This window comes from Candidatus Egerieousia sp., from assembly GCF_056211015.1.
On sequence record NZ_JBAELF010000010.1, the window covers coordinates 1 to 11,517 of the forward strand.

Sequence of the window (11,517 nt, forward strand, 5' to 3'; positions counted from 1 at the left end):
GAAAAAGCTTTGGAGTTCACTGATTATTTGTCTATTTTTGTTCATGGCTAAAGGACTATATTTGTTTTGTTTTCAACCACAATATAGTGATAATCAATGAATTATCAAACACTTTAGCCTTTTTTATTTTATATTTTATTCACTTGCGAAACTTGAGTGATTTATTTTAAGCGAATTATGAATTTTTAGTACAAAAGTTTGAAAAACTCAGACAGATCTGATGCAGTCCAGCAAAAAAATGTAATTTTCCTCAGATTTTATTTGTATATTATAAAAATAATCAACAACTTTGTGACTTCAAAGTTTTATTGTTGTTGAAAACAAAATGTTTGAAAAGAAGTTCATTGGTTTATTGTACAACAGTCTGTTATTGGTTGCTTTAATGCTAAGCACCTGCGTTTCGTTGCATGCGCAGACAAGCATGGAGACTATAAAGGCCGCCTTGAAGGATCATGGCTTCAGCAATATCAGAGCAGTATCGGAGGATTCTGTTACTATTCTTGCTATTCAGAACGATGCCTATAAGCTTCAGGCGTCCGGCATAGTAGCCGCAATACGGACTCTGGAGGATGAAGGCATTCTGGACGGGGGTACTGTAAGAATGCTGATTCTGGACTGCGATGTTCCGCAACTGACATTGACATATGACTCCAGGCGTGGAGATTGGGATGTGACTCACCATGTGGAACGGTCAGACTGGAAATCGGTGCGCAGGGACAGCAAGACAAACAGTTCTTTTGGTAAGATTGACCTTGTGGTGTATCCTCAGATTTCGTTGATGAATCTCATTATCACTCAGGTATACCAGAGTCTCTGGCAGTTGAATCCTGCAATAGAGATGACACTCTGGCCTGGGTCCAAGATTTCATATCAAGTGAAAATCCCTGTATGGAATGATGGTTACGGGAACCGGGAGGATAAGATTCATCCAGGAATGATTACATTGTCACAGCGTTTCAGACTACCTTTTGATATCACGGGAAAGGCTGTTGCAGGTGTATTCTACAACAATCGTTACGGACTGGGCATAGAGATGCAGAAACGTTTCTCCTTTGCGCCATGGCTGATGCTTGAGGGTGGATTCAGGATGCTGGGACTGAGTTATTTCGACAGTTTCGTGTTCCATAGAAGCAAAGAAATGGAACGCTTCTGGAATCTGGGAGTGAACCTATATTGGCCAGAAGTCAACACTGAGTTCAAAGTGAAGGCTGAGAAATTTCTGTTGGCTGATGTTGGAGCAAAGGCGGAGATGATAAGGCATTTCCGCTACTGCAGCATAGGCTTCTATGTTGAAAAAGGCTTCAACAGTTATGCCAAAACCAACGGTGGTTTCCGTTTTCAGATAGCTCTGCCGCCATACAGGTTCAAAAGGGCAGGTTATTGGCCAAGGGTGACCACCTCCGGACAGATGGGTATGGTCTACAATGCGAACAACGAACAGCGTTGGTATAAGGAAACGAAGTTGGAGTCATCGGACAACATTATGAACAGTAATGCTTTCAATCCTTATTACATAAAGAGTGAAATAAAGAGTTTGAACAGACAGTGGCAGAAAACCGGAAATAAGGAAAGACGGAAACGTTTGAAGGCCAGCATAGATGACAGCAATAAAATGATAGATGAAAAAATAGAAGATAAACAATATAACTAAAAACAATTTTAACAAAATGAAAAAGTATTTTCGTATGCTGGCTTCAGCCAGTCTTGCAGTAGCGGGTATTCTCGTTTCCTCTTGCACAACAGAGAATATCAGCACAACGTTCGAACCAACGAACGCTGTAGCAACAATTACAGTTAAGGTTGTGGATATAGCCAATGCCGGCAAGGACGTATCCAATCTGGCTACCATCACAACTGATGTCAACAACGCAAATGTTTCCGTTTCTGGAAATATTATTACCGTTACCGGAACTCCTGCCATTTCCGAACTCACTTTCAAGGCTTTTGCAAAATTAGGCGATTCAAAAGGCGAGACTACCATTAAAGTCCCTGCTGTTCTTGCAGGTGGTAAAAGTGATCTCGCAGCTCTGATTTCCATTGGAGAGATAGCCACCAATTATGAAACCGGAGAAGAGACAATTGTAATTACAAAAGAGAATAGCGTAAGCTTCTACTCAACACATGGTCTGCATACTTATACACATGACTACAGCGTGGCCACACACGGTCATGGTGTAGGAAGCGGTGAGTGGCTTTACAATGAAACCGAGTTCATACTTGAGACAACCATTGAATATGAATCATTGACAGGTTTTATTCCTGAAAAGTCAGAACTGGCATATACTGCGAATGCAACCGAAAATGACAAGGCCGCTGCAAAATACTTCTATGATCAATTGTGGGAAAGCATAGGTGAACCTTGCCTTATAAGAACAACAAAGCACCTCGATGTCAAGGTTTCCGCATTTGCAATGTATTCGGCATTCGGCACAAGACTTTATGCTGCTGAGACAATTCCTTATTTGAGAGTTAATTCAGACGGTACAAAGACACACGTGGCTGATTTTACCATTACAATGGTTGGAACAATGGCTGAATATTGTGAGGCAGCTGTTCCTGGTCATGAAGGACACTACCACTTTGGCCACGGCCATGGTGACATACACGGTTACAGCAGCAATGCAGGCGGTGGTATCATGTGGGCCGACTAATGATATAGAATTTTCGTTTTAATAATAATTTAAACTAGAAAGATTATGAAATTTAAATATTTAGCAATTGCCGCCGCTCTGGGATTCTGTGCGTTCACAACTAATGCACAACAGAATGAGCAACTTGGCAACGATATTTGGATTGGCGTTAATGGTGGTATGATTTCAACATACACCAACAAAATGAACAAACCCCAGCCTTACCTGTCAATTGAACTTGGCAAATGGTTCACTCCAGTATGGGGAGGCCGCGTGGCGTTAGGCGGCTTCAGTCAGTATTATGGTGAGAACGATAAGACTTGGAGTACACAAGGCCTCAAAAAATGGGATGAAACAAAGAATTTCGTTGAGTTGAACGTTGATGGTATCCTGAACCTTTCACAGGCTCTCAGCGAGAAATCTCTTCCACTTTGCGACTTCTATCTGTTCATGGGCCCTACAATGAATCTTGCTTCAAAATGCACGGAATTCTCAGGTGAAGTAACAGCAGATGGCACTTACGTTGTCAAGGAGGCTTCAGGTACAAAGGCCCGCTTTGGTATGACAGCAGGTTTGGGTCTTTCATTCAATGTCTCTAAGAAAAGCGCCATTGGTGTTGAATATCGCACAGGTGTTACCCCTTCAATTTTCGGCGATGCGTCTGTAAGCCGCAAGGCTGAGAACACAAACCGTTTTTCAATCCGCTATGCGTATACTTTCGGTGGACGTCTGGGAAAGGATGGTTACTCAAGAAAACATGGCCGTGTTGAGACAATAACCAATACAGTGGAAGTTCCTGTTGAGAAGATTGTTACCAAAGAAGTTGTAAAGGAAGTCATGAAGGACGGAAGTGTAGTAACAAAGTATGTTCCTACTGCAAACTTCGTATTCTTCCAGATAGGCAGGTCAAGCATTGACAATAGGGATAAGATACGTCTTCAGGCTGTAGCAAAGATCATCAAGGAAGGCCCTAAGGATATGGTTTACAAGGTTTCCGGCTATGCCGATAAACACACCGGTTCTGCAAAGACCAACCAGAAGCTTTCTGAGAAGCGTGCCAAGGCTGTTTACGATTATCTCGTTCAGGAAGGTGTAAATCCTGATCAGCTGAAGATGGAAGCTAATGCCGGTGTTGACAACATGTTCTTCAATGATGCATGCTTGTCACGCGTGGTTATTGTATCGGAGTAATTCTAAAGACATATTTATCAGGGCTGCTCCTGCCTTTGCTTACAGAATGGATGTGCAAGCAAAGGTGGGAGCAGTTCATTTTGTATTGTCAATCCAGCCCGTGCTTCAAGGTTATATTCATTTGGATATGAAATTCTTTATAAAAAAATAGTTTTTTTATAAAGAATCTTGTAAAAATTGTAACTTTAGGATTAATTTTTGAAATGCTTGCATGATTCAAGCATCATTTGAAATGATCAGATAAAACAAACAATATCCCTACTATCATGAAGAAATTCTTATTCGTAGCCATTCTGGCTCTGGCAACCTCAACAATTCTGACAAGTTGTGTAGAAAATTCGTCAAAATTCAAGGCCTTGCAGGCACAGTGCGATTCACTGATGGCAGCAAAGGCCGAACGGGACAAGGAAATTGATGAAGTGTTTGCAATTATCAACGGCATTGAGGATGGTCTGGCAAGCATCAGGGAGAGCGAGAACATCATCACCATGCAGACCAATGCTGATGGCATGAACGTTACAGTTTCCAAAAAGGACCAGATCATGAATGACATAGATGTCATACAGCAGGCCATCTCCACATATCAGCAGCAGATAGAAAAACTCAAACAGGACAACAGGTATCAGTCCGCTCAGTATAAGAAAAGACTTGCTTCACTTCAGAAGCAGATTAACGAGCAGTCTGCAACCATAGAAGCGCTTAAGGAAACAATCGCCAAGAAGGATGTAATCATTTCCGACCAGGAACAGCAGATTTCCAGTCTTGGCAACAAGGTCAACAGTCTCGAAACCGATGTTGAGAACCTCAGCAATGAAAGCCGGATGCTCAAGAACCAGATTGCAAGCCAGGATGAAGAGATGAATGCCGTATACTATGTAGTAGGCACGAAGGCTGAGCTCAAGGACGCCGGCATAGTACAGGGAGGCTTTCTCTCCAAACTTCAGGTAACGGGCAATGTGAACAAAGACAACTTTGTAAAGATTGACCAGAGGAACATAACAGAGATCAATACCAACGCCCAGAAAGCAAGAATACTTTCAAAACATCCATCTGACAGCTACAAGCTCGTAAATGAAGGAGAGGAGACTCTTGTACAGATTTCAGATCCTCGGAAGTTCTGGGATCAGACTAAATACCTTGTAATACAGGTCTGGTAATAAATAATACAAACGTATATGAAACTGATAGCAAAGATTATGGCGGTTTCAGCAACACTTATGCTGCTTGCCGCATGCAACAACAACGAAATGAAGAATCCGCTTCTTGAGGAGTCAACCATAAAATATGGTGCTCCGCAATTCGACCTCATTAAAACAGAACATTACAAACCGGCAATCAAAGTTGCTCTTGACAGGGCTTACCAGGACATCAAGGCCATTATCAACAATCAGGAGAGCCCCGATTTCGAGAATACCATTGTTGCCCTCAATTATGCAGGTGAGGATCTCAACAGGATTCTCAGCATAATGTACAATGTAAAGGAAGCCGACACCAATGATGAACTCGAGCAGATTGCGGAGGATATCACTCCGGATCTTACCAAATTCGAAATGTACACATCGCTCAACGACACTCTTTTCCAGAAAGTGAAAGCCGTTTGGGAGATGCGTGACAGCCTGAACCTCAACATTGAGGATGCAAGACTGCTTGAAGAGACCTACAAAGGTTATGAAAGAAACGGCGCGAACCTTCCTGCAGACAAGAAAGAGGAATTTGCAAAGATAAACGAAGAGCTGTCTCTTGCCAGTCTTAAATACAGCAAGAATGCTCTCGGTGCAACAAATGCCTACATAATGCATATCACAGATTCCGCAGAGATAGCTGAACTGCCTGATTTCGTAAAAAGTGCAGCTGCTTCCGAGGCAAAGGAGAGGAATCTTGAAGGATGGGTGTTCACACTCCAGCAGCCGAGCATGTCTCCGTTTATGAAATACAGCACCAACAGGGAAAGAAAGAAAGAGTTGTGGATGGCATCTTCAACCAAGTCTGTAAGTGGCGAATTCAGCAACGAGGAAAACATCAGGACTATAGTTGACCTCAGAATCAAGGCCGCCAATCTTCTTGGCTATCCTACACATGCAGACCGCACATTGGAGAACAAGATGGCAAAGAACAGGGAAACCGTTGAGAACTTCCTCAAGAATCTCACCGAGCAGACCTATCCTTTTGCAAAAGCTGAGATTGCTGAAGTACAGGCATACATGAACAAGACTCAGGAAGGCCAGATGATGCCTTGGGACTTTGCATACTATTCAGAGCAGCTCAAAAACGAGAAATTCTCCATCAATGACGAAATGCTCAAACCGTATTTCAAGCTTGACAATGTAAAGAATGCCGTTTTCGCACTTGCAGACTCACTATACGGTCTCAAGTTCACACCGGCTCCTGAAATTCCAGGATATCATCCTGATGTTGAAGTATTTGACGTAAGTGATGCAAACGGGCGCCACATGGCTGTCCTTTATACGGACTTCTACCCAAGAGCCAGCAAGCGAGGCGGTGCCTGGATGACCGAGTTCCGCGGACAGTCATTCTCAAAGGACGGCAAGGAGCAGAGACCTTTCATTTCAATTGTGATGAACTTCACGAAACCTACCGAAACCGAGCCTTCACTTCTTACTTTCTATGAAGTGACCACATTGCTTCACGAGTTCGGACATGCACTTCACGGAATGCTTGCAGAAGGAAAATACGAGAGCCTCAACGGTACAAGCGTAGCAAGGGATTTCGTTGAACTTCCTTCTCAGATCATGGAGAACTGGGCATACGAGCCTGAATACCTCCAGACATTTGCAAGGCATTACCAGACAGGCGAGGCCATTCCTCAGGAATATATCAACAAGATTGTTGAATCAAAGAACTACCTTGCAGGCTACTCACAGCTGCGCCAGCTCGAATATGGTCTCATAGACATGGCTTGGCATACTTTGACGGAAGTTCCGTCAGAAGATGCAGTGACATTTGAAAACAATGTAAGGAAGGCCACCGCCATCATGCCAATAATAGAAGGCACCGCAAGTTCCCCTACATTCTCACACATATTCGCAGGCGGCTATTCTGCAGGCTACTACTCATACAAATGGGCTGAAGTACTTGAGGCCGACGCTTTCCAGATGTTCAAGGAGAACGGTATCTTCAACAAGGAGATTTCCGGCAAGTTCCGCGACTGCATCCTTTCAAAGGGTGACATCCAGGATGCCGACATCCTTTACCGCAACTTCCGTGGCCGTGACCCTCAGCCTGAGGCATTGATGATCAAACAGGGACTTGTAAAGAAATAATCATTAACCTCTAAATACTTGATCTTATGGGCATATTAGAAGCTATTACATCGTTCTTTACCAATTACACCAATTTCCATGGCCGCTCAAGAAGAAGCGCCTACTGGTGGGTGTGGCTGGCCAGCTTAATCGTAGGACTGATTCCTATAGTAAATTACATCTGGGCTATTGCTGTCATAATTCCAACAATAGCAATTGGTGTACGCAGACTGCACGATATCGGCAAAAGCGGCTGGTGGTATCTTATCATTTTCATTCCAATTGCAGGTGCGATTATTCTTCTCATCTGGTTCATCAGGGATAGCCAGCCAGGTGACAACCAATGGGGTCCTAACCCAAAAGGGATAAATGCAGCTGAATAACTTCCAGCACAGAGTGAAACAAGGTGGCCGTAAGGTCACCTTGTTTCGTTAATATGGAATTCTGATACTATCGTCTGTGGGGAATAATTCTACCAGGATAATGTGACAAGACGGGTGCCATCGGGATTTACAGTGATTTCAACTTTGTTGGCATCCTCGGGGAGTATGCTTTCAATTTTCTCGGACCATTCCATGAAGCAGAGGCCGTTGCCGCTGAAATATTCATCTATGCCAATGTCGTATGCTTCCTTGATTGACTTGATTCTATAGAAATCGAAGTGATATATCGGAAAGCCCTTGGCGCTCCTGTATTCATTGACAATGGTGAATGTAGGACTGTTGACATCGTCAACGGCTCCCAGCACGTTGCATAAAGCCTTGATGAATGTTGTCTTGCCAGCCCCCATCCGGCCAAAGAAGGCAAAGACATTGCTCTGGGATGAACAGTCTGATACAAAATCAATAAACTCCTGCGCACAGGAGTTTATCGTATCAAGGGATTTTATTTCAAATGTTCTTATGTTTCTGCTCATTGTGCGGTTCAGTTATTCTTCGGTTGTGGAATAAACTATTTCCATTGTAGGTTTCCTTGATGCCTTGAGGCCGTTCACAGCACATTGAAACTGAGTGAAACTGTCTGTGGAAGTGGTTGTTGATCCTGTGCCGGCATCGCTTACCTGCAAATAAGGGCCAAGCCATATATCATATTCGGGATCATCCTTTATTTCCTGGGCGCTCTTCCTTACAAAAGCCTGAACGGTTGAAGTCATATCAAAGATATAAGCCTTATGCTGCCTGCTAAAGTCACCCATAGGATTGTTTGAGGATCTATAATCGTCAACAGGATAATAGTACCTGTATTTTTTTGCATCACTGGTATAAGCCCTGTGCATTGGGAACAGGCTCTGAGGACAGGAGTATTTCAGCACGTCCTCATCTTCAGGCATATCGAACGGAATGCACACTCTTGCCCTTGAGATGATTACATGCCTTGATTCCATTCCATTTGAGCGTATCCAATTGTCAATATACGATTTAAGTTTGTTTCTGTCCATGAATGGCAGAACACCGCCAAATCCCTGTGCCGGGATGGATTCAACCTGCTCGTTGTCATTCTCAAGCTTCTTGCTCTCAAACGAAGACGAGTTCACGGAATAATAGTTGCCGGCATACATCACAATGCTGGAATCTCTCCTTCCCATACCCGGGCCCCAGGTTGGTATATAGGTATATTTGAGATATATTGCCGCATCGGTCTGATTGAAGAGATTGATTCTCCCTCCCTTGTCCTTGTCCGCTGATGAAGACGCACACTTGAAATATAATCCTTTGTGGTTACTGAGGAAGTGTACGAGGGAATCGAGTTCAAGCCTGCTGGCTTCGAGGTATTCCTGGCCCAGTGCAGGATCCAGCTGGATTCTCAAAGTGTCTTCTCCCATATATGTGACAGGTCCGAAAACATTGAGCTTTTCAGTGCTGTAGTCACCCGGACGCAATGAATTGTTGTAAACAAGGTTCGAGTCAATGCTCACTTTCATTCTATAAACGTCTATTGTCTGAGAAACGGACTCCTGATCCTTCTTGAGGAATATCTTGTTGGAGCTGAGATTTGTGGCTGTCTGAGTCATATCTGCAAGCGGAATCTCCACATGAATGCTTACAACTTTAGGGTCCTGACCGAAAGACAGCCCGGCCGTTGACGGACAGAACTCGAGGGAGGCGGAAAAAGCGGAGCCACCATATTCCTCAGACTTGAGCTCTCCAAGAGCCATGAAAGTGGATGAAACGGCCTGGATGCTGTCTGCCATTCTGCACTGCAACGGAATATCGATGGTGTCCGAGTGCACCTTCATGACCTGATCCTTAGGGATAAAGTCATAACCAAGCGATTTGTCCTGCGTAATGCAACTGCACAGAAGTGCGGCAAAAGAAAGCAATGCCGCAACCATTTTGAAGATATTCCTGTTACTCTTCATCTGTTCCTATGATAGAATCAAAAAATCGGTTATACTCAATGACATATTCCTTCTCCTCCAGTCCTATCTCCTTGTAGGGAAGCACAGGAAGTGCGGAATCAGCTACGGCTTTTTCAATCTCCGGATGCAGACTGCCGCTTCCGTAAATAATCCCGTCAGAATATTGTATAGCCAATTTAGCAAGATGTATGCCATTCGCCTGCTCCAACTTGTCAATATCCTTGTTTTTGACACCAGGCATCAATATGTTGGACTTGAAATCCGCTTCCAGCTTGAAAGTGGGGTCTTCATCGTATAGCGAAAGAACTATTTTGCTGTCGGAAAATATAGGGTCGTTCTTGTAGGCTTTTTTAAGATACAGAGGAAGCAGATGAGAAAGCCATCCGTTGCAATGGATGATGTCCGGTTTCCATCTGAGCTTCTTTACGGTTTCAAGAACGCCCCGCGCAAAGAACACAGCTCTCTGCCCGTTGTCCTCAAAGAAATTTCCATCTGCATCACAGTACATTGCTTTTCTGCGGAAATAATCCTCGTTGTCTATGAAATACACCTGCATTCTGGCTGCCGTTATTGAAGCTGCCTTTATCACGAGAGGGCGGTCCACATCGTTGACAACAATATTGAGTCCTGAAAGACGAATCACCTCGTGAAGCTGGTTCCGCCTCTCATTTATGCAGCCATACCTTGGCATGAAAGAGCGGATTTCCTTGCCTTGCTCAAGTATGCCCTGAGGCAGATACCTGCCTATTATGCTCTGCTGGGTTTGCGGAACATAAGGCATTATTTCCGAGTTTACGAATAATACTCTTCCAGGCTCTTTCATAATACAACATTTTACAACGCAAATATAATAAAAATATTTTTAACAATTTTTTTTTAGCTTTTTTTATATACCTTTGAGATTTGATATGTCCATTTCGCAAAGAAATATTATAGGAAGACGTCTGGTAAAGTCATACTTGTCCTCAATCGTGAGCATAAGCATGGTGCTTCTCATTGCCGGTTTCTTTGCGCTGCTTGTGGTAAACGCCCGGTCTGTAAGCAATTATTTCAAGGAGAATGTAAGAATATCCGTTATTCTCAAATCAAACATAGAGCAGGAACCTGCAAGGTTGTTCTATGACAGCTTGAGCAGGCTGCCTTACATAAAGGCGGCGGATTTCATTTCCAAGGAGGAGGGGACACGCCAGATGGAGGAAATGCTGGGCTCCGATTTTCTTGAAATCTTTCAAAGCAACCCCATACCTGTATCCATTGATTTGAGGGTTGATGCAGCGCATTTCAACAAGGACAGCATAGAGGCAATAAGCAGCAGACTGGAGCTGAAGCCCTGCGTGGATGAAGTGGTGTACAAGAATTCGGTTGTGGAAGCCATCAATGAGAACATAGAGAAGATTGCCTGGGTGATGCTGGTCTTCATTGCAGTGCTTCTTTTCCTTGCCCTGGTGCTTATCAACAATACGGTAAGGCTGAATATCTACGCCAAGAGATTCTCAATATACACAATGCGTCTGGTTGGCGCAAGGAACTCCTATATAATGAAGCCGTTCCTGTGGAAAGCTGTTCTGCAGGGATTTGTATCAGGCCTGATTGCAGATTCGGTCCTCGTGTTGCTCCTGTGGTATATGGAGCGCAATTATTCAAGGATATTCAGTGCATTGTCAACCAGCCTCAGCGCATACGTTCTGGCCGGGGTTGTCCTGTGCGGTATCTTCATATGTGTGGTATGCACATGCCTTGTTGTTGGAAAAATGTCATCAATGGAAAACGATGACCTTTATTTATAATTCAAAATTCAGGAATATGGATAAATCAAAAGATAAGATTCAGCTTGAGGAAAATTCCGAGAAGATGGCTCTGCCTATGAGAAACATAAAGCTGATTGTCATTGGCTTTGCAGTACTTGTTCTGGGATATGTGCTCATGGTTGGTGGCGGCACTGACAATCCTGAAGTGTTCAGCTGGGACATGTTCAGTTTCAGAAGACTTGTTCTTGCACCTGTAATCATTCTGGTGGGAATAGTTCTGGAAATAGTTGCCACGGTCAAAATTTTCAAGAAAGATAAATAGGAAGGAA

11 protein-coding genes are annotated in these 11,517 nt (G+C 43.6%); 8 read left to right on the top strand and 3 right to left on the bottom strand.

Going from position 1 to position 11,517, the window contains the following annotated elements; genetic code table 11:
• Positions 1–421: 421 nt before the first annotated feature.
• The 6 genes from AC06L3_RS00615 (at position 422) to AC06L3_RS00640 (ending at position 7,464) form a co-directional block, all read left to right on the top strand.
• Positions 422–1,651, top strand: coding sequence for a hypothetical protein (locus tag AC06L3_RS00615; RefSeq protein WP_475668687.1), 1,230 nt, complete (start codon positions 422–424; stop codon positions 1,649–1,651).
• Between the two features lie 16 nt (positions 1,652–1,667).
• The gene (locus AC06L3_RS00620) at positions 1,668–2,651 is read left to right on the top strand and encodes a peptidase associated/transthyretin-like domain-containing protein (protein ID WP_475668688.1); all 984 of its coding nucleotides are present in this window, start codon (positions 1,668–1,670) and stop codon (positions 2,649–2,651) included.
• A 45-nt stretch (positions 2,652–2,696) separates the two neighbouring features.
• Positions 2,697–3,821 (top strand): OmpA family protein, encoded by a 1,125-nt coding sequence (locus AC06L3_RS00625; protein ID WP_475668689.1) that lies wholly within the window; start codon positions 2,697–2,699, stop codon positions 3,819–3,821.
• A gap of 266 nt (positions 3,822–4,087) precedes the next feature.
• Positions 4,088–4,978 (top strand): Cbp1 family collagen-binding glycoprotein adhesin, encoded by an 891-nt coding sequence (locus tag AC06L3_RS00630; protein WP_475668690.1) that lies wholly within the window; start codon positions 4,088–4,090, stop codon positions 4,976–4,978.
• 18 nt (positions 4,979–4,996) lie between these two features.
• Entirely contained in the window at positions 4,997–7,102 is a 2,106-nt protein-coding gene (locus AC06L3_RS00635; RefSeq protein WP_475668691.1) for a M3 family metallopeptidase, read from the top strand.
• Positions 7,103–7,128: 26 nt separating this feature from the next.
• Positions 7,129–7,464, top strand: coding sequence for a DUF805 domain-containing protein (locus AC06L3_RS00640; protein WP_475668692.1), 336 nt, complete (start codon positions 7,129–7,131; stop codon positions 7,462–7,464).
• Positions 7,465–7,553: 89 nt separating this feature from the next.
• Here the strand turns inward: AC06L3_RS00640 and tsaE are convergent, their stop codons facing one another.
• The 3 genes from tsaE to AC06L3_RS00655 are packed head-to-tail and all read right to left on the bottom strand — an operon-like array spanning position 7,554 to position 10,263.
• Positions 7,554–7,997: a tRNA (adenosine(37)-N6)-threonylcarbamoyltransferase complex ATPase subunit type 1 TsaE gene (tsaE, locus tag AC06L3_RS00645; protein ID WP_475668693.1), complete on the bottom strand. Its 444-nt coding sequence runs from the start codon at positions 7,995–7,997 to the stop codon at positions 7,554–7,556.
• 12 nt (positions 7,998–8,009) lie between these two features.
• Positions 8,010–9,440 (bottom strand): DUF4270 family protein, encoded by a 1,431-nt coding sequence (locus tag AC06L3_RS00650; protein ID WP_475668694.1) that lies wholly within the window; start codon positions 9,438–9,440, stop codon positions 8,010–8,012.
• Positions 9,430–10,263: a glycogen/starch synthase gene (locus tag AC06L3_RS00655; RefSeq protein WP_475668695.1), complete on the bottom strand. Its 834-nt coding sequence runs from the start codon at positions 10,261–10,263 to the stop codon at positions 9,430–9,432. The genes AC06L3_RS00650 and AC06L3_RS00655 overlap by 11 nt, the downstream gene beginning before the upstream one ends.
• Positions 10,264–10,348: 85 nt before the next feature.
• On the opposite strand from AC06L3_RS00655, the gene AC06L3_RS00660 reads away from it, so the two are divergent.
• Together AC06L3_RS00660 and AC06L3_RS00665 are read left to right on the top strand one after the other, a co-directional pair.
• A complete protein-coding gene (locus AC06L3_RS00660) occupies positions 10,349–11,227 on the top strand; it encodes a cell division protein FtsX (protein ID WP_475668696.1) in 879 nt (292 codons plus the stop codon).
• Positions 11,228–11,243: 16 nt separating this feature from the next.
• Positions 11,244–11,510 carry a DUF3098 domain-containing protein gene (locus tag AC06L3_RS00665; protein WP_475668697.1) on the top strand — a complete coding sequence of 89 codons (267 nt, stop codon included), beginning with the start codon at positions 11,244–11,246 and terminating at the stop codon, positions 11,508–11,510.
• Positions 11,511–11,517 lie beyond the last annotated feature (7 nt).

Excerpts from the sequence above, each read along its gene's own strand:
- AC06L3_RS00660 (WP_475668696.1), top strand. The coding sequence starts at position 10,349 with ATGTCCATTTCGCAAAGAAATATTATAGGAAGACGTCTGGTAAAGTCA.
- AC06L3_RS00640 (WP_475668692.1), top strand. The coding sequence starts at position 7,129 with ATGGGCATATTAGAAGCTATTACATCGTTCTTTACCAATTACACCAAT.
- AC06L3_RS00625 (WP_475668689.1), top strand. The coding sequence starts at position 2,697 with ATGAAATTTAAATATTTAGCAATTGCCGCCGCTCTGGGATTCTGTGCG.
- AC06L3_RS00630 (WP_475668690.1), top strand. The coding sequence starts at position 4,088 with ATGAAGAAATTCTTATTCGTAGCCATTCTGGCTCTGGCAACCTCAACA.
- AC06L3_RS00635 (WP_475668691.1), top strand. The coding sequence starts at position 4,997 with ATGAAACTGATAGCAAAGATTATGGCGGTTTCAGCAACACTTATGCTG.
- AC06L3_RS00655 (WP_475668695.1), bottom strand. The coding sequence starts at position 10,263 with ATGAAAGAGCCTGGAAGAGTATTATTCGTAAACTCGGAAATAATGCCT.
- AC06L3_RS00650 (WP_475668694.1), bottom strand. The coding sequence starts at position 9,440 with ATGAAGAGTAACAGGAATATCTTCAAAATGGTTGCGGCATTGCTTTCT.
- AC06L3_RS00615 (WP_475668687.1), top strand. The coding sequence starts at position 422 with ATGGAGACTATAAAGGCCGCCTTGAAGGATCATGGCTTCAGCAATATC.
- AC06L3_RS00665 (WP_475668697.1), top strand. The coding sequence starts at position 11,244 with ATGGATAAATCAAAAGATAAGATTCAGCTTGAGGAAAATTCCGAGAAG.
- AC06L3_RS00620 (WP_475668688.1), top strand. The coding sequence starts at position 1,668 with ATGAAAAAGTATTTTCGTATGCTGGCTTCAGCCAGTCTTGCAGTAGCG.
- tsaE (WP_475668693.1), bottom strand. The coding sequence starts at position 7,997 with ATGAGCAGAAACATAAGAACATTTGAAATAAAATCCCTTGATACGATA.